This is a genomic window from Nocardioides sp. B-3, assembly GCF_024703895.1.
Taxonomy (GTDB): domain Bacteria; phylum Actinomycetota; class Actinomycetes; order Propionibacteriales; family Nocardioidaceae; genus Nocardioides.
Window position 1 is genome coordinate 4,383,243 of the sequence record NZ_CP087968.1, and the last position, 23,464, is coordinate 4,406,706.

The following is a 23,464-nucleotide window of genomic DNA, read 5'->3' on the forward strand; positions in this document are numbered from 1 at the left end:
CCAGCCGGAACGGAGCCCCTCGGGCAAGCCGTCCTCGAGTTGGCTGATGAGCTTGTCGACGTGGGGCGGAAGCGACTCGCCGACCGGCAGATCGGTCCGGACGTCGGTCGGGGGTGGCGACGGTGTCAGTCATGTCGTGGCTCCGGGAAGCTCAGAAGAAGAGGGAGAGGTTGTGGGTTCCGATGACCGTGAGGTCGAGGTAGACGACGTGTTCGAGCAGCATCAGCCGGCCCTCTTCGCGACGTAGCAGGTCGCGCCGCTCGCCCGAGAGGATCTGCGGGTTGGTCTGGTCCTGCCGGGTCCGGTAGATCAGCACGTTGCTGCGTACGTCGAGGACGTTCACGTTGTCCGTGCTGCGGACCCGCACGTTGGTGACGAAGTGGCGCAGCCGCGACGGCGGGTCCTCCGCCCATGCGTAGTTCGTCTCGTTGCGAGCGACCTTGCTGCCGAGCGATCCGTAGTTCTCGTTGAGGTGGAAGGTGTTCTCGAGGAAGCCGAATCCGCGCGCCCTCTCTACCGTCTCCCGGATTGGAAGCCGGTAGGAGACGTCCTTGCTGACTAGGCTCTCCAGCCATGCTCGCTCGCGGAGGTCGTCGAGCAGCTCCGCCTCGTAGAGGAGGAAGTCGCTGGCTTCGACATACTCGGCACTGCTGATCGAAATCGGGGGCGAATCAGTGGCAGTCACGATGGCTCCTTCAATTGCATGCATTTCTGTATCCAGTTTCTCACTCGGACTCGGGGTTGGCAAGGGTTTCACCGCAATTCGCGACTTCAGGTCGGTCATCCTCCGTGCGATGCACCCGTCATGAGCTCGATGACCCGGTCGCCGTTGCCTTGTGGATCGCGGAGTTCTGAGACGCAGCGACCGCGGTCGAAGACGAGGATCCTGTCGGAGAGGCTCACCAGTTCATCGATGTCACTGGAGTAGAGCAAGACCCCCACTCCTGATGCCGCGACCTGCCGGAGCTCGGCGTGAATCTCGGCCCGAGCACCCACGTCCACGCCAATCGTCGGGTCGTCGAGCAGCAGGACCTTCAGCTGCTCCAAGGCCCATCGGGCAAAGAGCGCCTTCTGTTGGTTGCCGCCCGACAGCGTTGAGATGATCACTTCCGTGCTGCGCGTGAAACCGACACGGCGCAGGGCATCGGTAATACCCCTGCGCTCCCTTCGCACGCCCGGCATCCCCAGCCGCGAGTACTGTTCAAGGCTGGCGATGGTCACGTTCTCCCGAACACGATGGTTGGGCAGCACGGAAAGGGTTCGGTCGCCCGGGAGGTAGCCCACGCCGGCCCGCGCTGCACTCCGACGATTGCCGGATGGAAGTGAAGTGCTGCCCAGCAGCACCCGACCACGTGTGGCGTGCAGGCTGCCCGCGACGATCCTGAGGACTTCGTCGGCTCCAGACGTGAGCAGGCCGGCAAGTCCCACGATCTCCCCGGGCGCCAGCCGGAGGGACACATCGAGGAGATCATGGCCAGCGACGTGCTGGAGCTCCGGGACTGCATCCGTCGACGGGGGCGCACCCGCTCCTCTCGAACTGCGGTGTCCGGCAACACGGATGTGATGAGCTCGACCAGGCGCGCATGAGTGATCTCGTCCCGCCCGAGCTCCGCAACCACCGCCCCGTCACGCATGGCCGTGACGGCATCGGCAAGTTCGATGATCTCGTCCAAGCGGTGCGACACGTACAGGCAGGAGACACCCGCGCGGACAACGCCTTGACCATCTCCGGGAGCAGGCCCACCTCAGACGGCGACATGGCGGCGGTGGGCTCATCAAGAATGATCAGCCGACTACCGCTCATCACGGCGCGCGCAGCCATGAGCAGACGCTGCTGGACCAGCCCGAGCGACCCCGCCGGAGATTTGAGCGAGACCGCGCCCGGGCCGACCTTGGCCAAGGCGTTGCAGAGCAAGCTCGTCCTGCTCACCGGAGTCCACGAACATTCCACCCAGCAGCGGTTCGCGACCCAGGGACGACGTTCTCCGCGACCGTCAGATTCGGGAGGATGGCGAGTTCCTGAGGCATGAGCTCCACACCTGCGCGCCGTCCCGCTCCACGTCCAGTGAGATCGATCGCAGCTCCATCGATCCTGATACTGCCCCGGTCCGGACGCGCCCGGCCGGTGAGCATCTTCATGAAGGTGGACTTCCCGGCACCGTTGGCGCCGATGAGGCCGCGCACCTCCCCCGGTCGCATCGAGACCCACGCCTCGCGAACCGCCTGCACGCCGCCGTAGCGCTTGCCGAGTCCCTCGGCCACGAACCGGGGCGCCCGGTCCAGGTCCCTCATCGCCGGATCTGCTTTCGAGCCAACGCAGTCACGGCGGCCAGCAGCACAAGACCCTGCACGACCGCGGCCTGCCGGGCCGGCTTGTCCAGCATGGTGAGTCCGGTCGTGATCGTACCGAGGAACACCACCCCGACCGGGGTCCCCGGGACGTTGAACCGCCAGCCGTGACCCAGCGAGAGACTGAGGAACGTGGCGGCGTACGCAGCGAGCAGCAGTCCAGCGCCCGGCTCGGGGTAGTAGGACATGGCACGCGAAGTGAGCAGGATGCCCGCGACGCCGGCGGCGCCACCACAGAGGGTGAAGGCGATGATGCGATCGCGGGTCACGGGAAGCCCGACCAGCTTCGCGGCCGCGTGATTGTCCCCGATCGCCGATGCATGTCGCCCAAAGACACTGAAGCGAAGGGCGACGCCAATCGCGATCGAGATCGCCGGGGCGATGACGACCGCCATCGGCATCCCGGCGAGCGTCCCACCGGTGATGTTGACGTAGCTCGGGTTGATGCCCTCGAAGATGGTGGTGTTGGCCACCGCGGTCTCCACTCCCGCCACCACGGAGCCGGTCGCCGGGGGTCGCGATGAACGACGGGATGCCGACGATCGCGACCACTACGCCGTTGAGGAATCCGACCAGTAGACCGGAAACCAACACCGGCCAGGGACGGCAACGGGCGTCAGAAACTCCTTGGTACGCCATCAGCGACACTGAAACAGCTGCACTGCCGCCGGCCACCGAGGCGATGGACAGGTCGAACTCCCGCATCACGAGGACGACGACCGGGCCGGCGGCCATCACCATCAGGGGCGCCGCCCGGTCAAGGATCGACGCCACATTGCTCGCGGTCGCGAACGTCGCCGGTCGCAACGCGGAGAGAACAACTACAACCAGTGCGAAGACGAGCAGGAGACTGAACCGCTCGAGGAATCCGCGCAGGCGAGCATCCGCGCGCTCGGGCAGCGCTGCGGTGGTGGCGGCGTCTGAGGCGGCCCGGATGATAGATGCCATGGTCGGTCCTTAGTTCTTGTGGAGCGGCCGGGCCCGATGACACCGGGCCCGCCCGCGGGGCGGATCAGAGCCCGTAGTCGGACTTCCAGTTCGCGATCATGGGTGCGATCGCGTCGCCCGGGGGTAGACCTCCTCGCCCGATGCGGGCGCGTTCGAGGCGTCGACGATGGAGTACTGAAGTGGGTACTCGATCAGCATCGAGTCGGCGTCGAGCTCGTCGCCGTCCGCCCAGTAGGCCGCCAAGCCACCGATAGCCATGGCACCGGTCTTCGCCTCATCGCTCTCCGCGACGACCACGCTGCCGGCACGGACCAGTCGAGGACCGACGGGATCGCGTAGAAGGAGTAGACCGGGACGTCGCGGTCCGTCTGCTGCAAGGCCGGCGCGATTGCCTGACCACCGAAGTCGCAGCAGGAGAAGAACGCGGTGAGGTCAGGGTTCGCGTTGAGGATGTCGATGGCGGCCTTCGTCGTGCCACCGAAGAGGTCGGCCTGCGGCACGTCCTGCTTCGCCACGACCTCGTAGCCGGCAGAGAGAGCTGACTCGAACGTCTCGACACGCGCGTCCACGCCCGCATAGCCGGGCAGATTGATGATGCCGAACTCCGCGCCGTCCGAGAAGTCAGACTCGATTCGCTCGGTCAGCATGGTCGACATCTGCACTCGGTCCCCGACGTACTGCGCCTCGATGAGGGGCGTCTCGTCTGCGACGAAACCTGCGCTGACCACGGGGATCCCAGCATTCTGGGCGGCGGCGAGCTGCTTGGCGAGGATGGCCGGTACCGGGAAGATCAGCACGATCGCGTCGACGTTGGAATCAACGAGCGACTGCAAACGCTGCTGCATCTTCTGCGGGTCGCCCTCCCCGTCGACAACCCGGGTGTCCCACCCGAACTCGTCGGCGGCCTTCTCCACCGCGCCCAACGTGCGCTGCTGCACCTCGGCTGCCCCGACGGTCTGCATGACGCCGATGGTCCGGCCCTCGAGCGCGGCGGTGCCGCCCGCGTCGGGACCGGCAGGCGCGGTGGTGGATTCGGCGCCGGTACAGGCCGTGAGCGACAGGACGAGGACAGCGGCGCCTGCGAGAGCCGGGCCCCGCCTGAGGTTGGGAGTGAACACGTTCGCCACCTTCTGTAAGAGCGAGTTGCCGCATGTGCCCCGGATCACATCGGCTCGGAAAAATGAATGTAGAAGTGTATTCACTTTACGTCAAGAGCTGATCCACAGTTCGAGCAGCCGTCGGCATGCCGGGTCATCCCCACTGCGACGCCCCCGTGGTCGGCGGCGAGTCGGGGCCCAACCGGCATGTGGGACGACCTGCCTCTCGGACGGCGGGAGACCGCTGAGGCCTCAGACCTGTGGCGCCGTGTGGCGGGGCGATCCCGCGCACAGTGGCAAGACCATGACCATGTCGACGCCATGGGCACCGCGTTCACGTGGCTACGGACTACCTCGGCAGCCGCCGGGGCCAGCCGAGGGACCCGGCGGCACATCTCGAACTGGGAGCGGATGTGGAATCAGGTCGTCGACGACACCGCCTATGACTGGGTCACCTTCCACACCTTCCGCAGGTCGGTGGCAACCCTCATCGACCGCGAGGTGGGCCTCGAGGCCGCACAGGCTCAGCTCGGTCACGAGGACCGCGACATCACCCGGGACTACTACGTCCACAAGGCTCGGTCGCGATCCCGGGACTCAGCTCGCGAATTGAAGTCGCAGCCACGTCCGCTTGCTTCCGCAGGCGCTAGGCACCACAGGGCGTCCGGCAGGCCGCCGCGAGCGAGCCCACGACAACCTCCATCGCCACGACGTCTCCTTCCTCACTGCCTTCGAGGCCGGTGACTGACGACGATCCACCGAGGCTGTCAGCCGAGGCTTCAGGTTTCTGCAGAGTCGCGATGGGTACCTCCAACTCGGCGATGCCGCCCGAGTGCCTTGCGCCGTTGACACCCGTTGACGACTCCTGCCGATAGATGGCATCTGACCCGGGCAAACGCCAGAATGACGGTGGCGCCGGGCTCGCGCTTTCTTGCTGGGATCTGACATCGATAGCCGACTCTGCTGTCGTTTCGCGTGCCAAGCCGACACTTCGAATGGAACTCCTTCGAGTGCCGGGTTCAGTCCGCTTCGCCCAGCGCCGCATCCGCTTCAGCGAAGAGGTCTCATAGTGAGACCATCCACGCCGGGAGATCTCTGGAGAGCGTCAGCCGGGTGAGCTCGCGGTTGATCTCGTCGTACTGATGGATGATGAAGTTGCGGTTCGCGACGGCGAGTGCCCACTCCACGCCGTCCGGAGCCGGGACCCCGAGCCGGGACAACCGGTTGGCTGCTTCACCCAGCTTCATCATGAGTGAGTCCCCCGCCTCCCCGGAGCAGGTCGTCGGCGAGGTAGGCCACCTTGCCGCGTGCCACGATCTCGTCGACACGGCTTAGCCATGTCTGGATGTGGAGCAGTTCCTTGGCTGCCTTGAGCTCCATCAGAGCAGCACCGCCTCGCGGCGGATGTCGTCATCCAGCTTCGCCTTCAGGCCCCCGTAATCGACCGGGTCGATCTGCCGGCCGAGCACCTGCTCGATCAACTGCTTGAACTTGATGAATCCGAATGACGACGTGCCTGCGGGCGCCTCGACCGGGAGATCGATGTCGGAGTCGTGTCGCGCCTCACCGCGAGCCACCGAACCGAACACAGCGAGCCTGCCGTACCCCCGACTCCTCAGCGAGACGACGCAGGACCGGCGCGGCGGCCTCGACCGGGGCTTGGGGGTGAACCCGCGCCATGTCCTGCGACGCCTTCAACTGTTGACTGACCGCAGGCTGGCTGATGGCCAGTGCTGCTGCGATCTCGCGCTGGTTCATCCCGGTCGCCACCATCGCCCGAAGGGCGAGCGTGCGCCGGAGGCGCGCGACGTCCTCATCATGTCGCGCGCCGTGATACTCAACCGGGAGAGTCATAAGGTCACCTTATCAGCGCGTTGGTACCGCCTCCGTCCATGAATCCGCCGACGTACACGCCCCACGTCGCGTGCCCCGGCCGGAGCGGCCGGTCCATGACGGCCGGGGATCTGGCGAGTCTCGTCGTTTCCGGCCTGTTTTTGAACACCTGACTTGGCCGATCCAAGCCCGTGGACATCCGTTTGATCCAGAATCTTCGCAGGTCAGATGGCATTTGGAACCCGCAGACGCCAACTCGAAGCAGACAACCGCAGGCCACAAACCTTCAAATCTCGAAGGGCCTCTGGTCTGCGTTTCCGCAGGCCAGAGGCCCTTCGTGGGCTCCTCCGATTGGACTCGAACCAATAACCCTCCGATGCCGCCCCGAGTGCGTTGCCCGGTTGACACCAGCTGACGACCTGTGCCGATTTATGGATTTATGGCACTTGACCTGCGCAAACGCTGGAATCGAGTGTTGTCGTGCTATCGCTGGTTGACAGCTCTTGACAGAGTTTCCGGCCTGTTGGTGGACACCTTCGAGTCAGCGAGAAGCAGGTGGCCCTCGATTTCGTCCGTGCCCCACGTGCCACGACCGAGCAGCAACCACTGGCCCCGTCCGCAACTCAGGCGCAACCATCCATTGGCTGCTGGCGAGGCACGCGTCGAACCATGTCCCTTCGCATGTTCTCCCCCGCCAAAGTTCAAAAGGGAGAGTGCAAGTGCAAACCCGGCGCCGCGCCTCAGTCGGCCCGACGATCACTCGATGGAACAGGTGACCCGCTCAAGCGTCAGTCTCATCGACGTAAGTCTCACGCTCTCAGATTCTCGGCGATGCCCGCGATAGGCACCACCCCAGCACCACCCCTCGCGGAAGGTGACCTCGCACCCCGGCGATCTCGGTCTCGTGCTGAACGGCCCGACGGGCGTGGAGCGTAGGGCCACGCCACACCGCGAACTCGGACAGCTTGCAACCCGCGTCGACGTCAAGGCGTCTGTCGCGTTGATTCGTTCTCCCATTCCCTCTCGTTTACCGGGTTGCGGCTAGCGGTCATCAGAGGGATCTGACCATCCACCGGGCCTCGGTGAAACAGAGCGCTACGAGCGCCGCAGCACACACAGTGACCCGGCGTGCCGCCTGTTGCCCGCCTGCGCCTTCACGTAGCGCGAACGCCGAGAAAAGCACTACGGATGCGAGGCCAATGGCTAGCACGACTCCGGTTGCTGTCGAGTCGCCGCCGATCATTGGGTGGCGGGCCACCACTAAGGCTGCAGGCGACGATCGCCAGTCGAGTACGTGACCAAGACAACTGCGTGCGTTCGGGTTGGAGCCCATTCCCTAGCCCCATCTCCATGTCGCTCAGAGCAGGACTGCGAGGGGTCACCGGGACGGCGATCGCGACTAAGCCGACCAGGACTGGGACGGGTGCTCGGCGACGCGGCAACGGTTCGCCACGGCGGATGGCACGCTCGGTACGGGCCCAACTCCACCATCCATGCACGCACACGGCGATGGCAAAAAGGCTCAGCGCCACACACACCGCGACACGGAACGCTGGCTCGTCTCCGAGTTCGAGCGCATCGGCGGCTACGGCGAGTGCCGGGCAACCGAGAGCCGTGCGGATCCACGCTAGAAAGGTCCGTTCGTTCGCCGGGGTGAAGCGGACGTCAGGCTCCTCGGTGCCGTCGTAGACCCGGGATTCAAGCCGTCGCGTAGGGCTGGTCGGAGACATGTTGAGCGTCATCGTGGTGCCGCGGCGGTGACGGCGAAGCCGGCGATCAGCTCGGGGATCTCCCGGTAGAAGCGGTACTGCATCTCGTACAGGGCCAGTTGCGGACAAGGCGGCGTAGGCGGCGAGCCAGTCCGCACTTCGTGCGCAGAGTGACCGCCCTGCTCGGTAATGAACTCGGGCGTCCAAGCGTCGATCGCTGTGGTTTCACCCCTCTCGAGGAAGTCGAGAAATTGGTTGTCCCACTGAGCATTCAGCGGCTGCATGACCGCGGTGTCGCCGCCGGCGAAATTCTTGGCCGAGGCTGGCCAGCCATTCACCGCGTGCCTGCTCTCCGTCAGCCGGCCGTGATCCTCCGGCGATCATCCGCTCGCGGACGGTCGGCTGGGCGACGCCGATCTGGGGGGCGGGCGGGTCGTGGGAGAGACCGCCAGATCCTAGGAACAGAACTCGCTTGTCGAGAGCCGTGGCCCAGCGACCAATGGCCTCGCCGAGAAGTCTCACTCGGCTCATTGGACCGAACGGCGGTGCGACGGAATTGATGAAGAGCGGGATGACCGGACGCTCGGCGATGCCACCCCAAAGGACCTCAAGGGGCTGTACGGCGCCATGGTCTACCTCCATACGCATGGAAACCGACAGATCCAGACCGTCAGCGAGCACGGCCTGTGCCAGAGACTGCGCGTCGGCCAGCGGGACTGGTAGGTCTCCGGCGGTGGAGCCGAAGTCCCCGACCGAGGAGGCGGCCAGCCCGATGGCGAACGGGGGCATCAGCTTGTAGAAGAACCCGTTGTAGTGGTCAGGCGCGAAGAGGATGACCAACTCGGGGTCGAACTCGTCGACGAAGCGCTTGGCCTCGGCGAAGGACTGGTCGACCATCTGTTCGACGCCATCGGGTAGAGGGGAGAACTCCAGCAGGGGACTGTGCGACATGCAGCAGAGAGCGACAGGCACGTCAGCCCTCCATCGTCGCGTTTCCGGCGGCCGAGGCAGCGCGGATACCGGAAAGAACGCGTCCGCGAAGTGCGGAGTACTCCGCCGTTGCCTTCTGTACTGATCTGGTCACGATCGGGACCCAGCGGCACGTCGAGGCAGTCGGCGACCTCGGCTGGCTTGCCCGCGAGCACCACGATGCGGTCGGATAAGTAGACCGCCTCGTCAATGTCGTGCGTCACCAGCAGGACCGTCATGCCGAACTCGCGGCGGAGGCGCAGGACCAGGTCCTCGAGGTCGAACCGGGTCTGGGCGTCTACGGACGCAAACGGTTCGTCCATGACCAAAATCTCCGGCTGGTAGGCAAGCGCGCGCGATTGCCACCCGCTGCTGCATTCCGCCAGACAACTGCCACGGGTACTTGTCGACATCCGCCGCGAGGCCGACGGCGGCGAGTGCCGTCGCGGTCCGTTCCCGGACGTCCCGGCGGTTCACCTTGGCCGCAGAGAGAGGCAGGGCGACGTTCTTCTCGATGGTGTACCGGGGCAGCAGGCTGCGGCTGTAATCCTGCAGGACTAGTGCCAGCTGACGAGGAGGCTCGGTGACTCGCTGACCGTCAAGCCGCACTTCGCCCGCTGTCGGGCGCATCAGGCCACTGAGGACCCGCAGGAGGGTCGTCTTGCCTATGCCGGAGGGACCGACAAGCGAGACGAACTCCCCGCGGCCGATCTCGAAGGTGATGTCACCCGGGATGGGCCGGTCGCCGGCCGTCGTGTGGTATGTGAAGGCGACGTGATCGGCCGCCGGGACAATGTCCGGCTCGGCAGAAGCGCTGTCTTGGCCGCTGACGACGGCGTCCATGGTGTTGGTCATCGGGTTCACCTTTCCGCTGCGCGAAAGTTCGGATTCGTCCATTTCGGGGCCTATCCCGCGTGTAGGGCGCGTCGGGCAAAGTGCCAGCGCAGCACGACACGCTCAAGAGTTGAGAAGAGCAGGTTGATGAGATAGCCCAAAAGGCCGATTAGTAGCGCCCCGGCCCACATGTCGACCAGCGCGTAGCTTTGCTGCGCCTGCAAAACGAAGTAGCCCAAACCACTGGAGGCAACCAGCATTTCGCCCACGATCATGAGGACCAAGCCGATGGCCAAGGAAGTGCGGATCCCGGCGAAGATTTGGGGAGCGGCGGCCGGCAGCAGGACCTTGAAGATAGTTGCGGCTCGACCGAGGCGGTAGGAGCGCGCCATGTCACGCAGCGCCGGGTCGACTGCTCGGACCCCGTCCCGGGCTCCCAAAAGGATTGGCCATATTGCGCCCGCGACGATAAAAGCGACCTTCATGCCATCACCGATGCCAGCGATCGCAATGAACGCCGGGAGCAAGGCTAGCTTCGGAAGGGCCCAGCCAAAACTGAGCACCGGGGACACGATCTGCTGGAGAGTTCGCAGGGAGCCGAGAAGTACGCCAAGGGGGATGCCGATCAGGCAGGACAGCGCGATGGCCGGGCTGAAGTTTCGCAAACTCGGCCAGACGTCCGTGGGCACCTGCTCGAAAAGCCAGAGTTCTCGGAACCTCGCCCAGATCTCCGACAAGGGCGGAAAGTAAAACGAAGTGCTCCCGCTTGAGAGGATCCACCATGCTGCCAGCACGGCGACGGCGAACCACAGTTCACCGGCGACCGCGACGACCCACTGGACCACTCGCATGGGTTGCCAGCGTCTCACGAGATGACCGGGCGCTGCGACGGATGCCATGCCAGTGCCTTTCGCTCGATGAAGAAAAAGACGGAATTGACTGCGAGGCCCAGCACACCAGCGACGACGATCAGGGCGTACATGCCGGCCAGATCGTTGTTGGTCTGCGCGTCGAAGATCGCGCGGCCGAGTCCGGGGGCGGAGGTCACCATCTCCGAGCCGATGGTCAGCAGCAGTGCGAGGACCGCCGACACCCGTGCGCCCGTCACCGGGTATGGAGAGATCGTGGGCATCATTACGGAGCGAAAGAACCGGAAGCCCCTGATGCGGTAGGCGCGCGGTGTGCACCACAGTCCCGTCAACGTCGTGGACGCCGTACATCGACTGGATGAGAATCGGCCAGACACCCCCCAGAACGACAAGGATGATCTTCATCTCCTGCGAAGGACCGAAGAACAACAGCACGAATGGGATCAGGACCACCGGCGGGGTGGCTCGGAGGAACTCCATTACCGGGCGGACGGCGCGGTAGACCTTGTCGCTCCAGCCGAGCAGCGCCCCGATCGGGATCCCCACTGCGAGGCACAGAATGAGGCCGACCAGCCAGCTGATCAGAGAGTCGGAAAGCGCCGTCCAAAACGACGCGCGAGTGAACTGGTCGCCCAGCGTGCCGCGATCTCACTCAGCGGCGAGAAGCCGCTTGCCGGCAGGATTCCTGCCCTGCACAGCAGCTCCCACGCGACTAGTAGGGCAACGACCAGAGCTACGCGAGCGACCTTTATGCCGTGAGCGACAGCTCCGGACCTGCGCATCGTGCGCGTCCGTGGCAGTAGGGCGACTGGCATCAGGGCGCCCACAGGAGGTCGGCGACTGTGGGCGTGTTTCGGGTCCAACCGAACTTTTCAATGTCGGCAATCGTGCTTTCTAGGGATGCCTGATCGAGCTCGGTACCGAAAGTAGTCGGCGGAAGCGCCTGCTCCGCCTCCTTGGGCATCTGCTGCTGCTCCGCGACGATCGCGTTGACCTCCTCGGGATGAGCGGTCGCATACTCATTGGCCTTCTCAATGGCCCCGATGAACTTCTCCGCCGTCTCGGCGTCGTCGTTGAGGAACTCGGTACTGGCGAACCACGCCGCGAAAAGGCCGCCCGGCGACGTCTCAAGCTCGGGGTAAGAGATCACCTGATAGCCCTGACTGGCGGCTTGGGTGATGAATGGCTCGGTCACGATCATGCCGTCGATGTCACCCTTGTCCAAGGCGCTGAAGCCAGTTGGATAGTCCATCTGGACGAGCTTGACCGAGGCGGGGTCGCCTCCGTCGGCCTCCACGGCATTCAGCAGCAACTGCTCGGGCGCGGCCTTGAGACCCGGAACGGCCACGGTCTCGCCAGCCGGGTCGGCGGCACTCTTCGCACTGCTGCCCCCCGGGACGATAATGCCGACGGCCGCATCTTCTTCCGTCGTGCCATACAGGCTTGACGGAGCGACCATTTTCACTGGTAGGCCCTGAGAGTTGGCAACTACGATCGGGACGATCAGGCGCGACCGCGAACTGCGCGTCGCCCGAAGCAATGAGCGGCACCTCGGGCGCCAGCGTTCAGGCAAGACCTCCTCCTCAACCGTGATGCCAGCGTCCTCGAAGTAGCCCTGCTCCTTGGCGACGAAGTACGTCGCGGCGAACGAGGTCGGCTGCAGTGCGACCTTGACCGTCGTCGTGCCATCTTCGCCCTGCAGTGTCGCTGGAGCCGCCGCATGCAGCGAGCGATCCGACAAGGGCGATCCCGGTGACGCTAGCGGCCGCGCGAATGACGCGGACGCTGCGAGTGGTGTTCTTACGCATTGAAGCTCCTTGGGTCCGGCGCCGATTCTGTGACTGCGCTCACAGCATGCAGCATGCTACATGTAGAAGCACTAGACAAGAGGTCGGCTCAGTATTCTTCAGAATGACGCGGCGTCGTTGGCGACGCGAACGACCGTGCGGCCGATCAGCCCCCCGGCCAAGATCTTGGTGATCTCGTCAGCCACGTGTGGCAATCCGATCTCCTGTCCGCACAGTGCCTCGATATCCGTGGGTCGCAGGTCGGTCGCCATCCGCTCCCAGATGGCTACTCTTCGCTCCAGCGGGCACTGCACACTGTCAATCCCTAGGAGTGCGACTCCTCGCAGGATGTGGGGAAAGACCGACGCCGCGAAGGTTGGTCCAGCAGTGAGGCCGCTAGCCGCGACGGCTCCGCCGTATCTCGTCTCGGCCAGCACCTGCGCTAGGGGCGCACCCCCGACGCAGTCGACGGCTGCGGCCCATTGCTCTCGCGCGAGCGGCTTGGGTCGATCCGGTACGTCGACCCGGCCCATGACGCGTTGCGCTCCCAGAGAGAGCAACCAGTCGGCCCGGCTGGCCTTCCCGCTCGAAGCGACCACGTCGTAGCCCCGCTGGCCAAGCAGCGCGACCGCCACACTGCCCACACCACCGGTGGCTCCGGTGACGAGGACGGGCCCGTGCTCCGGGCGAAGGCCGCGCTCCTCGAGCTGAACCACGCTAAGCGCGGCGGTGAATCCGGCCGTGCCGAAGATCATGGACTCTCGCGGCGTCAGGCCCACAGGTAGCGGGAAGGCCCACTCGACGGGGATCCGTGCGTATGCCGCGTAGCCGCCGTGGTGCGCCACGCCAAGGTCGTAGCCGTGTGCGACGACGATGTCGCCCACAGCAAAGTCGCCGGCCGCGTCCACGACCTCGCCGACGAGGTCGATGCCGGGCACCAACGGTGAGGTTCGTGCCACGCGTCCCTCTGGGGTCGAGGCGAGCGCGTCCTTGTAGTTGAGCGAGGAATAGAGGACGCGGACGCCTAGCTCGTCCGGCTCCGGGGAAGTTGCGAGGGACCTCTTCAAGGGTCGGGGTGGGGTCGGCCGTCCGTCCGCTGACCGGGGCGTTGAATCGCTCAGGGATGTTGCTCATGGAGTCCTCCTCAGGACGTCGGGCGGTGATGGCGGGGCCGATGGCTCCTAGTTCACGGAGCATTCGGATGTCCGCCGCGCTCTTTCCAAGCAACGTGCTGAGCACGTTGTCGGTACCGGACCCCGGGCGCGAGCCGGGAGTGCCGACCCGGGGCTCGATGGTCGACCACGTCGGAATGGGCGCCGGGACCGTGATGTCGCGACCAAGTTCCTCGTCGTGAACGCTGACGAGGTTTCCGCAGGAACCTTCAAGTGCGGGTCGTCCAGCAGTTCGACGGCTGTGAAGACCCGACCGCAGGCCACGCCGTTCTGTTCCAAGAGCACCAGCAGATCGTCACGCTTGTAGGTTTGAGTCCACTCGGCGACACGGCTCTCGATCAGCTCGCGGTGCTTCAGGCGCACGGCGTTCGTCGGGTATGCGCGTAGATCGTCGTCGCCGATGAGGGTGACGAGTCGTTGCCACATACGGGGGTCGAGGCAGGGATGATCACGTGGTCCCCGTCGGCGGTGGGGAACAGGCCGTTGGGACAGATGTTTGCTTGCTGGTTGCCCATCCGCTGCTTGGCCACGCCGTTGGTGGCGGCACCGACCGCCGGGTCCTCCATCATGCGCAGCAGCGGTTCCGAACAGGGCCGGGTCGATCAGCTGGCCTTCGCCGGTCTCGTCGCGATGGCGCAGTGCCAACATCACTGCAAAGGCCGCGTACATCCCCACGACACCATCGGCGAGGGGGTATCCGGCAAAGACAGGTGGCCTGTCGGGATAGCCGGTGATGTGGGTCAGTCCCGCGTACGCCTCCGCGATACGGGCGAAGCCGGGACGGTCTGCATAGGGCCCCTCCCGGCCAAAGGCGGTCAGGTGCAGTACCACCGGGTCGGTCCGCCTGCTACGCAAGTCGTCGTAGTCCGGGCCCCAGCGGCGCAGTGTGGCGGGCCTGAAGTTGGTCACGACCACGTCGACTGCGCCAGCTAGTTCGAGAGCCAGCTCGGCACCGGCATCGTTCGACAGGTCGACCGTCACTGAGGACTTTCCGCGGTTGGTGACCTTGTGGTGGAGCGAGACGTCGTCGACGAACGGCGGGTAGGCGCGAACGGGATCACCCATCACAGGGTGCTCGACCTTGATCACTTCGGCCCCGTACTCCCCCAACAGCGATGCCGTGAGCGGCGCAGCAAGAACTGTCGAGAGGTCAAGGACTCGCACACCGTCCAGCGGCAATTTCGTCATGGCTCCAACTCACAAAACGTTAGTTTTCAGAACGTGAGTGAATGTAGCATGTAGATGTGACTCCAAACACCCCGCTTGGAAACCCGAAACCCATGCCAATGACCGACGCTCCGTCAGGGGCCGCAGCGCGAAGCGGTTGTCGACCGAACGTCAGATACTCGGGGCGGCGCGAGCGCTCGTCGAGCGCGACGGGGTGCTCAACGGCCTGAACCTGCAGCAGGTTGCCGAAGAAGCAGGTGTCAATCGAGCGCTCATCTATCAGTACTTCGGATCTCGCCAAGGCCTGCTACGTGCTGCCTTGGCGGGGTTGTCATGGGAAGCCTCGGCCGTTTTCCACAAGGACCGCGCCCTCCCCTTCGCAGAGCGTCGGCGGCGGGTCTTCTCCGAGGCGATCGTGCACCGTGCCTTCCTCAAGTTGGAGACGCTCGTGGCTCTCGATGGCGGGAGTATCGACCCCTTTCCGGCGCTCGACGCGACTCGGGAGGACTTGGCGCGTGACAAAGAGACCGGCGCATTGCCCCCAGATACCGACGCGTTGATAGCGCACGTCATGACCGCAGCGACCTATTTGGGCTACACCGCCTACCGAGAGGTCTTCGCAGCGCGCCTCGGCGTAGCACCCGAAGAACTCGACGTCCGCGCACAGGCGACTTTCGACCAGATGCTCGGGGGGATCATCGACCCCAAGAACTGACCGACTGGTTCGGGTTAGGTGTGCGCACCGAAGATCAGGAGCATGAGCCCGCTCGCGCCAGCGAGAAGAAGTGTCCCTCGCATGACAGCTGACGCGCTCACCCGCCCGGTCAACCAGACCGACGCGACCAATCCGCCGATCATGCCCGCGCCGGCCGCATACGCTGAACTGTTCAATGGGGGCGGTCCGATCAGAATGAACATGACGAGCCCGAAGAGAAAGAAGTAGGCATTCAGGGTCGCGCGGGTCGCCGCCAACGGCCAGCCGTTGTTCGCCGCGTGCATGATGAGTGGTGGCCCTCCGACACCGCCAGCGACTACAAGACCGCTCGACAGGGCTCCCGAAAGTGCCGCTCCCCGCTGCTGGCGCAGCATCCCCAGACGAACTCCGGACGCGATCATCGCGACGGCAAGAAGCCCAGTTCCCCCGGCTATTCTGGCTACGACGTCGTCCGGCAGGCCTCCGATGAGCCACACCCAGAACGGTGCGAGGAAGGCGGCGGGCAGGAGGATCTCGAGCAGGTCACGAATGCCGACGTCACGCCACCGGGCGAAAAGGAGTGTGGTGTTCACCGCCGGGCCGAGCGCCACCGTCAACTGCAGTCCGGCGGCGTGCCCGCAAGCCAGAATCAACACCGGTCCGGCGACCAGACTGAAGCCCCAGCCGGTGAGCACCTGACAAATGCTGGCGGCGGACAAGCCAACGATGAGGATCGGCAGAATGACCTCCAAGGCCATCAGTTCAGGTCGCGGCGAACACCGCCAGCGACGTTGCGGATTCCCCGGACACCTAGTCCGAGCTCGACCGGCAGCACGATTCCAGTGACGGCACGAGACTTTTGCGAGTCGACGAGATACATGAACGCCTCGACGTAGTCCTCGACATCCGGGACGAACCCCGGGGGCACGCGCTCAGCAAAGGCTGCCCCGTCCCACGCGTCGTCGAACCGCTGGTCTTCCTGACCGAGGCCGGGCGGGCCACTCAGCGCCGTGGCCATCCCGGCAGGCGCCACCGCGTTGACCCGCACCTGCGGGGCGAGTTCGTAGGCGAGTTGGCGCACGATGCCGACACCGGCGTGCTTGGACGCCACGTAGAGCGGCCCGCCGCCGCCGGGATACAAGGCAGCGTTCGACAGTGTCAGGACGATCGCGCCGCCGGATTCCGCAAGCACCGGCGCGGCCGCGTGCGCCGCAACCAGATATCCCTTCACGTTGACGGAGAACAACTGGTCGAACCCGGAATCGAGCTGCTCGGGTGTCATGTCCATGAGCGCGAGCGAGTAGTCCCATACGGCTGCGTTCGCGATGAGCGCGTCAACGGAATCGAACCGTTCGGTCATCTGGTCAATCAGCCGCTCGTAGGCGCCGTGGTCGGCTGCGTCCGCGCTCTCGAAGGCGAGGGCGCCGCGTCGGTGCAGGTCGGCCAGCTCATCGGGGAGTTCCCGTCGCCGGTCGAGGACGCCGACGCCCCAACCGTCTGCGGCGAAACGCCGCACGAGGGCGGCCCCGAGCCCGGACGCGCCGCCGGTGATCAGGACGCTTCTCACGGGGCGTCGACCAGTTGCTTGAGTGGGACGTCGGTGCGCTCAAGGTCATTGGCTGAGCCACGTAGTCGTCCGCCGATCAGTCGGCGAGCTTCGCGCACCACACGCGGCTGGTCCAGTGCGGTAAGGCCTACCAATCGCGAGTCCGCGATCGAGAATTCGACGATCTGGCCGTCACCGGGTTGCCGGAGTCGGGTGTAATCGGCCGCATCCGGTTCACCCGGGACCTCAAGTCTGTGAGAGAACTGGTCGGACCATGCCCACGGCGTGGGCAGCGGGACCGGTTCGAGACCGGCGATCGCCCGCGCTGCAGCCTCACCCTGAGCCTGCGCGGATGCGAAGTGCTCGTGACGGATCAAGCGGCCGCCCAAGCGACGACTGGCCACGTCGCCTGCCGCGTACAGTCCCGGCACCGAGGTGCGCATCGACTCATCCACTAGCACGCCCCGCTCGGTCGCCGCGCCCGCTCGCTCAGCCAGTTCGGTCGCCGGTTCGATGCCAATACCGACCACGAGCAGGTCGACCTCGAGAACGGTACCGTCAGAGAGTTGGACGACAAGACCATCGTCGGTCGGCGTGCAGTTGTTCACAGTCACTCCGGTGCGGAAACGGACGCCGTGCTCGGCGAAGGTGCGCAGCAGCGTCGTGCGCACCGCCCGGGAGGCGATGGAGGGAAACGGCGTTGTCTGCATCTCTAAGACTTCGACGTCCAAGCCTTGCGCGGACGCCGAGGCCGCGCACTCGGCGCCTATGAGGCCAGACCCCAGAACAAGCGCTCGGTGCGCCGTGCGCATGTGCGCTCGAAGGGCCCGGGCGTCTGCCCAAGTGCGGAGCACGTGGATGCGTGGATCCTCCGGCAGACCAGCAGGACGTCGGGCACGGCCGCCGGTCGCGAGCACCACCACGTCGGCGGCGATCTGCTCGCGATCCTCGATCGTCAGCGAGAAGCCGCCGCTGGCCAGTTCGACGGAGGTTACCGGAGCGCCGAGACGAAGAGTGATGTCCCGGCTGGCGTAGGTGTCGGTCGGAAGCAGCCACACGGCCTCGGGTTCTTCCGCAGCAGTGAGGACGGTCTTGGACAGCGGTGGCCGTTCGTACGGCGCAGTGTCCTCGGCGCCGACGAGCGTTATAGGCCCCTCGTGCCCGACCGCCCTCAGGGTATACGCCGCGGCCGCGCCAGCCGTGCTGGCGCCCACGATCACGACGGACGCATCCCTCATCCTTCGCTCACCCACGCCCTTGGCACGCTCACCTGCAGTTGATTGCCGGCGACGCGGGTGTCGAAGGTGCGCAGCGGCAAGGTTGCAGGCAAAGACGTGGCCTTACCACTGCGGACACAGAACGTCGCCATGTGTAGCGCACACTCAACTTGGTCACCGTCGAGGTAGCCCTCGTTGAGCGAGGATTTCATGTGTGTGCAGGTGTCCGCGGTCGAGAAGAACTCGCCTTCGACGTTGTAGACGGCCACCGGCGGGTCGCTCTCCAGAGCTCGCATCTCACCCGCTGGCAGGTCATCTGTTAGGCACGCGTCGATCCAGACCAGGTCATCGGCTCCGGTGCTCTCACCGCCCGAGTTGACGCCATTCGCGCGCTCTTCCATCGTTTGCTCAGTCATCTCGCCGGTCACGACCTTGCAGAAAGCCGGTGAGCACGCTCTCGAACTCCTGCGCCTGCTCGAACTGCACCCAGTGACCGCACTGGGGGAACACGTGCAACTGTGCGTTGGCCATGCGCTTGAGCATGAACAGGCCGCTCTCGTACGGGTTGGTCCGGTCGTCACGGCCCCATAGCAGCAGGGTGCGGTGCGGGATCCGGTCCAAGTCGCGCCACAGTTGCGGCTCGCTGGGTGTCCGGGGTGGAGAGGAACTTGGTGTAAAACGCCCGAGTCTCAGGGTCGACTGCCGCCTCGTAACGCGAGCGAACCAGCTCGGTGGTGCTCAGGGATTTGTCGTACAGAAAGGTGTCGACAAGCGCCTGCATCTTCTCGATCGAGGGTCCGGGCTCAGCGAAGAAGCCGTACAGGTGCTTCATCCCCTCAGTGGGCTCGGGGGCGAAGATGTTGAGGCTCCCACCGGCGGGACCCATCAGGATCAGGTCGAGCACTCGGCCGGGGTGATGAAGCGCCATCTGAATGGCAGTACGACCGCCGAAGGAGTTCCCCGGGATGTGTGCGGCCTCGATGTCGAGCTCGTCGAGCAGTCCAACCAGCAGGCGCATCGCGAACTCGGAGCGGCATTCGTCCACCGGCGGGATCTTGGTACTGCCGCCGTAGCCCGGCTGGTCGACCATCAGGACACGGAAGTTGTTCGACAGTGCGAGGTTTTGGTGAAAGTTGCTCCAGCCTGAAGCTCCGGGGCCGCCACCGTGAAGCAACACCAGTGGAGTGCCCGTGCCGGCCTCGTTGTAGTGGACTCGGTGGCCGTCGATGACGGCGGTACGCGAGGTGGCGTCAAAGGTCAGTTCTTCGATCGTTTGGGTCATGGTGGACTCCGTCCGTGTAGAAGGGGGCGAGTGAGATTAGAAGAAGATGCTTAGGCTGGGGGCGATCACGGTCGCGTGGTCCAGGGCGGATCTCGCGCCGACAAATTTTGAGCCCGTACGGCGCCGCGTCGGCACACTCAAGCCGGTCGCGACGCTCACCCACGAAGGCGTGGGAGTCATGCTCAGAGCGGCTCTGGTACGCGATGAACGCCGTACGGACCGACCACCCGTCCGGCTCCTTGCGGGCCAGCAGGTTTGTGATCAGGTGCCGGGTGCGCGAGGGAGGTTCCTCGGCCCACGCCTTGCCGGTCTCGATCTTGTCGACACGTTGTGTGAGCTCCATAAATGTTTCGTCGAATTGGGCGAGCTCATCGGGGCCGGTGAACTCCATGCTCCGCTGGCGGGGTGGGAGCACTCGACGAATGGGCATCCAGTAATGCAGGTCTTCGGAGAAGAGATTCAGCCAGTCGTGGAACCGCCGCTCGTCGAGCAGGTGCGCCTCGAAGTTGTAGAACTGCTGGAGCCGGAGATGGTCGGCCGGGTCGGGCAGAGGCCAGTCGGCATGAGCGCCAAACCCGCCGCCCTCGGTCTGCGCGTTCGAGTTCACGCCAGTCCCTCCGTCATCATCGCCGACCAACGACGATAGAAACTGCGTGCCGCGGTGTCTGAGAACAGTGGCCCCTCGTGGGCTCCAGAGTTCTCCGAACGTCGGGTTGGCGCGTCGAGAGCCATCCGGTAGCACAAGGTCGTGTCGCGCGACACGCTGCCCTGCATCGTCTTCTGGATCTCGACCCAGTTCTCCCCGTCGTCCTGCTCGAGCAAGCCGGACGGCCCGAAAGCCCGTAGCGAACTCTTGCGGAAGGCGTTCTTGACGTCCTCGGGCGCATCACTGTCGACGATGGTCCGGGCCCACACCTCGATCCTGCCCGGGCCACGTGGGTGCCAGACTCGAATGGTGTTTGTGCCGGCCAGCCAAGAGAAGTTGGGGAAGATCGTATTGTGACCGCTGACGTGTGCGGCACGGTCCCGCGCCGAGGCGCGCCACGACCTTCTCGTATGTACTGGCTAGCCACTCCTTGGCAAGCGGCTGAAGCCAGATCGCCGGGTTGGGCCGCTCGGCGTAGAAGTAGCCACCGCCGTGCCCTTGTTCGCTCCAGTACTGCACGCCGTCACGCTGGTCCATGCTGTGCTGGAGAGGGTCGAAGTCCTCGGGCATGTTGACCGTGATGGCGGAGATGTGACTGGTAGCGGCGTGATACATGTCGCTGGCGAACTGTTCGGCAGGCATCTTCCAGTTGCAGTCGATGACCCACTTGTGGATTCCGCCTACGGCCTCACTGCCCCCGGGTAGCCGGTCGATGACGCCGTCGAGGTAGTAGGCGGCCTCACCGAGGTACTCCACGAGGTCCAGAGCATGCTCGTCCCGGTCGCAAAGATCATTCCCTTATACGACCCCACACGCGCAACACGGATCGCGCCCCACTCCTCTAGCGCGAGATCCCGGACCGTATGCCTCTTGATGCGGGACCGCCTTTAGCTCGCCGTCAAGTCCGTAGCTCCACCCGTGGTAGGTGCACTGAAACGCCCGCGTGTTGCCGAGCTCAGCGCGACAGATCTTCATGCCGCGGTGCCTACACACATTCAGGAAGGCCGACAGCTCACCAGCCCGGTTCCGCGTGACTACGATCGAGTCCTCGGCCATGTAGGACGTGAAGAAGTCGCCAGCCTTGGGCAGTTGCGATTCGTGCCCTACGAAGAGCCACGACTTGCGAAAGATGGCGTCCAATTCGCGCCGGTAGACTTCTTCGTCGGTGTAGATCGCCGCCGAGACGTCACCGGACTCGGGCTCTGCCATGGACCGAAGTCGGTCGGCTGTGATCATCGTCGATCTCCTTGGGCTTGCTCAGGTAGGACTTGGATACAGGGTCGCCGCGAACGGCTACATGTAATATGCGCTACACCTTGGCTACATGTAAAGTGCTGTCAGGAAATAGTTGGCCCCAGCAGCAGAGAGTGAGCGACCGATGAGCAACCTGACTCCCCGGCCACCCAGGGCGAATCACCGACTCCGTTCTGGAGCGGCTGCGTAATGCAATCCTCAGCGGTGAACTCGCGCCCGGCACCAAGCTCTCAGTTCCGCTGCTTGCCCAAGAACTGAATGTCAGCCGGAGTCCCGTTCGCGAAGCTGTGCAACGCCTCACCGCCGAGCGGCTGGCGTACGAAGAGCCACGCCGCGGCTGCTTCGTCGTCCAACTCGACGCCGATGACCTCATTCCGATCTACGACGTCCGCGAGGTCTTGGAAGGTCTCGCGGCTCGCCGGGCGGCCGAGTCGAGCGACTCGGCCTTCCTGCAAACGCCTCGACGTCGTCATGACCCAACACCGCGCGGCAATTGAAGCCGGCGATCTAGAGCGCCACGTCGCCCTAGATGTGGAGTTCCACGTCCTGCTGCGCGAGGCGGCCGGCAATCAACTGCTGGCGGAGATGCTCGACAGCATCCGGAGTGTGGTCCAACTTGCCATCCGGACGGCGAGCCTGCGAATGGGACCCGGCCATCTGGCTCTCGCCGAGCACGAAGACATCGTCGCCGCCATCCAAGCTGGCGATCCTTCCGCGGCGGAGACGCACGCTCGCCACCATATCGCCGGGATGCGGCAGACCCTGCATGAGCAGATCGATCCGGATGCGGCGCACTCAACCGCGGTACTCGCGTGAATCCAACGACGAACCTGCTCGACCAACAGCTGGAACTGCGGTCGATGCGCGTGGAACTCCTGCGAGCGAGCATCAACGACGGTGTGGCAATGTCGTTCGCCCCGCTGCGGCAACGAACGATGATTCTGGTCTCGCTCGAAGGAACTGACGGGACTATCGGCCATGGTGAGAGCTGGGTCAACTTTCCCTCGTGGGCACCTGCCGAACGAATCGCCACGCTTATCGAGGGCGTCGCCCCGGTCCTGCGCGAGCACCCAGTCGGCACCGTCGCGGAGCACTACGAACGCCTCGTCACCCGGCTGGCACCTCTAGGTCGCCAATGGGGCGCACCCGGGCCCATCGCACAAGCCATCAGCGGTGTTGACATCGCCCTGTGGGACCTAGCCGCCCGAACCCTCGGTGTGGCGATCGCCCCCGTTGGCGAACGTGTGCGATCAGAGATAAAGGCGTACGCGAGCAGCCTCGGTCCCACCGATCACCGGGCTGTGCTGGAGCGGGCCAAGGCGGAGGGCTACCGAGCGGTCAAGGTGAAGGTCGGTTTCGACGAAGAACAGGACCGTCAGGCCCTTCGTCTCGTGCGCCAAAGCGCCGGTGAGGAAATGGACATCTACGTCGACGCAAACCAAGCATGGTCACTGGACGAGGCTGTCCGGATGGTCCCACACCTCCGTGAGGTCGGCGTCGCCCGGCTCGAGGAGCCAGTGCGTGGGGATCGGCTCGAGGACCCGGTCGAGCTCCACGAGAAGACCGGGTTCCCCCGGCCACCGGAGAGAACGTCTACGGCGTGGACAACTTCGCGCGCTACATCGCGTCTGGCGCCGTGCACGTCGTGCAACCTGACGTGTCAAAGTTGGGAGGCATCACGCCATCGCTCGCCGTGGCACGCATGGCCGAAAACAGCAGTTGCGTAGTCGCGCCTCACCTGTTCAACGGCGCTCTGGCGCTTGCGGCCACCTTGCAGTTGGCCGCCATGGCCCCGACAATCCAGCTACTGGAGAGTGACGTGCGCCATAACGACCTGCGCGAGTCGCTCTTGGTTGACGCGCCAGCCTTCAGCTACGGGGCGGTGTCGATCCCGACTGGACCCGGCCTCGGAGTAGAACTCGACCGTAGCCAGGTCGACCGTCATCGCGTCTCCGAGACGACGATTGACCTGACCGGGTAGCACTCGGTGCGTTTGGCAGATTGTCCGCCCCGAGGGAGTTCATTCGTAGTGATGGTGGCGGTGCTGCCCGGTCCCGAGGGATCGTGGTGGAAGTCCCCGGCCGGTTGACT

At 65.1% G+C, this 23,464-nt stretch carries 31 protein-coding genes and 3 pseudogenes; 5 read left to right on the top strand and 29 right to left on the bottom strand.

Annotated features, from left to right (window positions below):
• Positions 1-151 precede the first annotated feature (151 nt).
• The 5 genes from LP418_RS29055 to LP418_RS29075 form a co-directional block, all read right to left on the bottom strand.
• Positions 152-784 (bottom strand): aromatic-ring-hydroxylating dioxygenase subunit beta, encoded by a 633-nt coding sequence (locus LP418_RS29055; protein WP_257954658.1) that lies wholly within the window; start codon positions 782-784, stop codon positions 152-154.
• Positions 781-1,458: an ATP-binding cassette domain-containing protein gene (locus LP418_RS29060; protein WP_257954659.1), complete on the bottom strand. Its 678-nt coding sequence runs from the start codon at positions 1,456-1,458 to the stop codon at positions 781-783. Before LP418_RS29060 ends, LP418_RS29055 begins: the two co-directional genes overlap by 4 nt.
• A 468-nt stretch (positions 1,459-1,926) precedes the next feature.
• Entirely contained in the window at positions 1,927-2,292 is a 366-nt protein-coding gene (locus LP418_RS29065; RefSeq protein ID WP_257954660.1) for an ATP-binding cassette domain-containing protein, read from the bottom strand.
• A complete protein-coding gene (locus LP418_RS29070; protein WP_257954661.1) occupies positions 2,289-2,822 on the bottom strand; it encodes an ABC transporter permease in 534 nt (177 codons plus the stop codon). Before LP418_RS29070 ends, LP418_RS29065 begins: the two co-directional genes overlap by 4 nt.
• Positions 2,823-3,488: 666 nt before the next feature.
• Positions 3,489-4,463, bottom strand: coding sequence for a sugar ABC transporter substrate-binding protein (locus tag LP418_RS29075; RefSeq protein WP_257954662.1), 975 nt, complete (start codon positions 4,461-4,463; stop codon positions 3,489-3,491).
• A gap of 252 nt (positions 4,464-4,715) precedes the next feature.
• Between LP418_RS29075 and LP418_RS29080 the strand changes: the two genes are divergently transcribed.
• The gene (locus LP418_RS29080) at positions 4,716-5,138 is read left to right on the top strand and encodes a tyrosine-type recombinase/integrase (RefSeq protein WP_257954663.1); all 423 of its coding nucleotides are present in this window, start codon (positions 4,716-4,718) and stop codon (positions 5,136-5,138) included.
• A 320-nt stretch (positions 5,139-5,458) separates the two neighbouring features.
• Here LP418_RS29080 and LP418_RS29085 read toward each other — a convergent pair whose 3' ends face one another.
• The 14 genes and pseudogenes from LP418_RS29085 to LP418_RS35045 all read right to left on the bottom strand — a co-directional run bounded on the left by LP418_RS29085 (position 5,459) and on the right by LP418_RS35045 (position 14,755).
• On the bottom strand, positions 5,459-5,644 hold the full coding sequence (locus tag LP418_RS29085; RefSeq protein WP_257954664.1) for a DUF86 domain-containing protein: 186 nt from the start codon (positions 5,642-5,644) through the stop codon (positions 5,459-5,461).
• Positions 5,628-5,774 carry a hypothetical protein gene (locus LP418_RS29090; RefSeq protein ID WP_257954665.1) on the bottom strand — a complete coding sequence of 49 codons (147 nt, stop codon included), beginning with the start codon at positions 5,772-5,774 and terminating at the stop codon, positions 5,628-5,630. The genes LP418_RS29085 and LP418_RS29090 overlap by 17 nt, the downstream gene beginning before the upstream one ends.
• Positions 5,774-5,983 (bottom strand): nucleotidyltransferase family protein, encoded by a 210-nt coding sequence (locus LP418_RS29095; protein ID WP_336275857.1) that lies wholly within the window; start codon positions 5,981-5,983, stop codon positions 5,774-5,776. The genes LP418_RS29090 and LP418_RS29095 overlap by 1 nt, the downstream gene beginning before the upstream one ends.
• Positions 5,958-6,248, bottom strand: a complete 291-nt coding sequence (locus tag LP418_RS29100; RefSeq protein ID WP_257954667.1) for a hypothetical protein — start codon at positions 6,246-6,248, stop codon at positions 5,958-5,960. The genes LP418_RS29095 and LP418_RS29100 overlap by 26 nt, the downstream gene beginning before the upstream one ends.
• A 1,133-nt stretch (positions 6,249-7,381) precedes the next feature.
• Positions 7,382-7,969, bottom strand: coding sequence for a YidH family protein (locus tag LP418_RS29105; protein ID WP_336275858.1), 588 nt, complete (start codon positions 7,967-7,969; stop codon positions 7,382-7,384).
• Entirely contained in the window at positions 7,966-8,094 is a 129-nt protein-coding gene (locus LP418_RS29110; protein WP_257954668.1) for a hypothetical protein, read from the bottom strand. Before LP418_RS29110 ends, LP418_RS29105 begins: the two co-directional genes overlap by 4 nt.
• A 67-nt stretch (positions 8,095-8,161) precedes the next feature.
• Positions 8,162-8,887: a hypothetical protein gene (locus LP418_RS29115; RefSeq protein ID WP_257954669.1), complete on the bottom strand. Its 726-nt coding sequence runs from the start codon at positions 8,885-8,887 to the stop codon at positions 8,162-8,164.
• A gap of 225 nt (positions 8,888-9,112) precedes the next feature.
• Positions 9,113-9,760: an ABC transporter ATP-binding protein gene (locus LP418_RS29120; RefSeq protein ID WP_257954670.1), complete on the bottom strand. Its 648-nt coding sequence runs from the start codon at positions 9,758-9,760 to the stop codon at positions 9,113-9,115.
• A 50-nt stretch (positions 9,761-9,810) separates the two neighbouring features.
• A complete protein-coding gene (locus LP418_RS29125) occupies positions 9,811-10,584 on the bottom strand; it encodes an ABC transporter permease (RefSeq protein ID WP_257954671.1) in 774 nt (257 codons plus the stop codon).
• A 20-nt stretch (positions 10,585-10,604) separates the two neighbouring features.
• Entirely contained in the window at positions 10,605-10,985 is a 381-nt protein-coding gene (locus LP418_RS29130; RefSeq protein ID WP_257957235.1) for an ABC transporter permease, read from the bottom strand.
• Positions 10,960-11,154: pseudogene (locus tag LP418_RS35040) on the bottom strand (ABC transporter permease subunit); the annotation flags it as partial. The gene LP418_RS29130 and the pseudogene LP418_RS35040, both read right to left, overlap by 26 nt.
• A gap of 268 nt (positions 11,155-11,422) precedes the next feature.
• The gene (locus LP418_RS29135) at positions 11,423-12,349 is read right to left on the bottom strand and encodes an ABC transporter substrate-binding protein (RefSeq protein WP_257954672.1); all 927 of its coding nucleotides are present in this window, start codon (positions 12,347-12,349) and stop codon (positions 11,423-11,425) included.
• Positions 12,350-12,514: 165 nt separating this feature from the next.
• Entirely contained in the window at positions 12,515-13,462 is a 948-nt protein-coding gene (locus tag LP418_RS29140) for an acrylyl-CoA reductase family protein (protein WP_257954673.1), read from the bottom strand.
• Positions 13,463-13,576: 114 nt separating this feature from the next.
• Positions 13,577-14,755: a CaiB/BaiF CoA transferase family protein gene (locus LP418_RS35045; RefSeq protein ID WP_442940061.1), complete on the bottom strand. Its 1,179-nt coding sequence runs from the start codon at positions 14,753-14,755 to the stop codon at positions 13,577-13,579.
• Between the two features lie 37 nt (positions 14,756-14,792).
• Here LP418_RS35045 and LP418_RS29150 point away from each other — a divergent pair, with 37 nt between their 5' ends.
• On the top strand, positions 14,793-15,449 hold the full coding sequence (locus tag LP418_RS29150) for a TetR/AcrR family transcriptional regulator (protein ID WP_257954675.1): 657 nt from the start codon (positions 14,793-14,795) through the stop codon (positions 15,447-15,449).
• A gap of 14 nt (positions 15,450-15,463) precedes the next feature.
• On the opposite strand, the gene LP418_RS29155 is transcribed toward LP418_RS29150, so the two are convergent.
• Genes LP418_RS29155 through LP418_RS35050 form a run of 10 tightly spaced genes read right to left on the bottom strand, consistent with a single transcriptional unit; the run spans position 15,464 to position 21,355 of the window.
• A complete protein-coding gene (locus tag LP418_RS29155; RefSeq protein ID WP_257954676.1) occupies positions 15,464-16,186 on the bottom strand; it encodes a hypothetical protein in 723 nt (240 codons plus the stop codon).
• Positions 16,186-16,995 (bottom strand): SDR family NAD(P)-dependent oxidoreductase, encoded by an 810-nt coding sequence (locus LP418_RS29160; protein ID WP_257954677.1) that lies wholly within the window; start codon positions 16,993-16,995, stop codon positions 16,186-16,188. Before LP418_RS29160 ends, LP418_RS29155 begins: the two co-directional genes overlap by 1 nt.
• The gene (locus LP418_RS29165; RefSeq protein WP_257954678.1) at positions 16,992-18,194 is read right to left on the bottom strand and encodes an NAD(P)/FAD-dependent oxidoreductase; all 1,203 of its coding nucleotides are present in this window, start codon (positions 18,192-18,194) and stop codon (positions 16,992-16,994) included. Before LP418_RS29165 ends, LP418_RS29160 begins: the two co-directional genes overlap by 4 nt.
• Before the next feature lie 14 nt (positions 18,195-18,208).
• Positions 18,209-18,619, bottom strand: coding sequence for a non-heme iron oxygenase ferredoxin subunit (locus LP418_RS29170; RefSeq protein WP_257954679.1), 411 nt, complete (start codon positions 18,617-18,619; stop codon positions 18,209-18,211).
• On the bottom strand, positions 18,600-18,812 hold the full coding sequence (locus LP418_RS31910; RefSeq protein ID WP_336275859.1) for an alpha/beta fold hydrolase: 213 nt from the start codon (positions 18,810-18,812) through the stop codon (positions 18,600-18,602). Before LP418_RS31910 ends, LP418_RS29170 begins: the two co-directional genes overlap by 20 nt.
• A complete protein-coding gene (locus tag LP418_RS29175) occupies positions 18,769-19,473 on the bottom strand; it encodes an alpha/beta fold hydrolase (protein ID WP_336275860.1) in 705 nt (234 codons plus the stop codon). The genes LP418_RS31910 and LP418_RS29175 overlap by 44 nt, the downstream gene beginning before the upstream one ends.
• On the bottom strand, positions 19,442-20,080 hold the full coding sequence (locus tag LP418_RS29180; protein WP_257954680.1) for an aromatic-ring-hydroxylating dioxygenase subunit beta: 639 nt from the start codon (positions 20,078-20,080) through the stop codon (positions 19,442-19,444). Before LP418_RS29180 ends, LP418_RS29175 begins: the two co-directional genes overlap by 32 nt.
• Positions 20,077-20,466, bottom strand: a complete 390-nt coding sequence (locus tag LP418_RS29185) for an SRPBCC family protein (RefSeq protein ID WP_257957236.1) — start codon at positions 20,464-20,466, stop codon at positions 20,077-20,079. Before LP418_RS29185 ends, LP418_RS29180 begins: the two co-directional genes overlap by 4 nt.
• Complete coding sequence (locus LP418_RS29190; protein ID WP_257954681.1) at positions 20,360-20,875, bottom strand: SRPBCC family protein; 516 nt, start codon at positions 20,873-20,875, stop codon at positions 20,360-20,362. Before LP418_RS29190 ends, LP418_RS29185 begins: the two co-directional genes overlap by 107 nt.
• A 42-nt stretch (positions 20,876-20,917) precedes the next feature.
• Positions 20,918-21,355, bottom strand: a complete 438-nt coding sequence (locus LP418_RS35050) for an aromatic ring-hydroxylating oxygenase subunit alpha (protein WP_442940063.1) — start codon at positions 21,353-21,355, stop codon at positions 20,918-20,920.
• Between the two features lie 191 nt (positions 21,356-21,546).
• Here LP418_RS35050 and LP418_RS35055 point away from each other — a divergent pair.
• The 3 genes and pseudogenes from LP418_RS35055 to LP418_RS31915 form a co-directional block, all read left to right on the top strand.
• Positions 21,547-21,708: pseudogene (locus LP418_RS35055) on the top strand (GntR family transcriptional regulator); the annotation flags it as partial.
• Positions 21,709-21,736: 28 nt separating this feature from the next.
• Positions 21,737-22,189, top strand: a complete 453-nt coding sequence (locus LP418_RS29195; RefSeq protein ID WP_257957237.1) for a GntR family transcriptional regulator — start codon at positions 21,737-21,739, stop codon at positions 22,187-22,189.
• 89 nt (positions 22,190-22,278) lie between these two features.
• A pseudogene (locus LP418_RS31915) lies at positions 22,279-23,354 on the top strand (mandelate racemase/muconate lactonizing enzyme family protein).
• Positions 23,355-23,464 lie beyond the last annotated feature (110 nt).

Excerpts from the sequence above, each read along its gene's own strand:
- LP418_RS29055 (WP_257954658.1), bottom strand. The coding sequence starts at position 784 with ATGACCGACCTGAAGTCGCGAATTGCGGTGAAACCCTTGCCAACCCCG.
- LP418_RS29065 (WP_257954660.1), bottom strand. The coding sequence starts at position 2,292 with ATGAGGGACCTGGACCGGGCGCCCCGGTTCGTGGCCGAGGGACTCGGC.
- LP418_RS29080 (WP_257954663.1), top strand. The coding sequence starts at position 4,716 with ATGGGCACCGCGTTCACGTGGCTACGGACTACCTCGGCAGCCGCCGGG.
- LP418_RS29085 (WP_257954664.1), bottom strand. The coding sequence starts at position 5,644 with ATGATGAAGCTGGGTGAAGCAGCCAACCGGTTGTCCCGGCTCGGGGTC.
- LP418_RS29090 (WP_257954665.1), bottom strand. The coding sequence starts at position 5,774 with ATGGAGCTCAAGGCAGCCAAGGAACTGCTCCACATCCAGACATGGCTA.
- LP418_RS29100 (WP_257954667.1), bottom strand. The coding sequence starts at position 6,248 with ATGACTCTCCCGGTTGAGTATCACGGCGCGCGACATGATGAGGACGTC.
- LP418_RS29105 (WP_336275858.1), bottom strand. The coding sequence starts at position 7,969 with ATGACGCTCAACATGTCTCCGACCAGCCCTACGCGACGGCTTGAATCC.
- LP418_RS29115 (WP_257954669.1), bottom strand. The coding sequence starts at position 8,887 with ATGTCGCACAGTCCCCTGCTGGAGTTCTCCCCTCTACCCGATGGCGTC.
- LP418_RS29120 (WP_257954670.1), bottom strand. The coding sequence starts at position 9,760 with ATGACCAACACCATGGACGCCGTCGTCAGCGGCCAAGACAGCGCTTCT.
- LP418_RS35045 (WP_442940061.1), bottom strand. The coding sequence starts at position 14,755 with ATGACGAAATTGCCGCTGGACGGTGTGCGAGTCCTTGACCTCTCGACA.
- LP418_RS29155 (WP_257954676.1), bottom strand. The coding sequence starts at position 16,186 with ATGGCCTTGGAGGTCATTCTGCCGATCCTCATCGTTGGCTTGTCCGCC.
- LP418_RS29175 (WP_336275860.1), bottom strand. The coding sequence starts at position 19,473 with ATGACCCAAACGATCGAAGAACTGACCTTTGACGCCACCTCGCGTACC.
- LP418_RS35050 (WP_442940063.1), bottom strand. The coding sequence starts at position 21,355 with ATGATCACAGCCGACCGACTTCGGTCCATGGCAGAGCCCGAGTCCGGT.
- LP418_RS29195 (WP_257957237.1), top strand. The coding sequence starts at position 21,737 with ATGACCTCATTCCGATCTACGACGTCCGCGAGGTCTTGGAAGGTCTCG.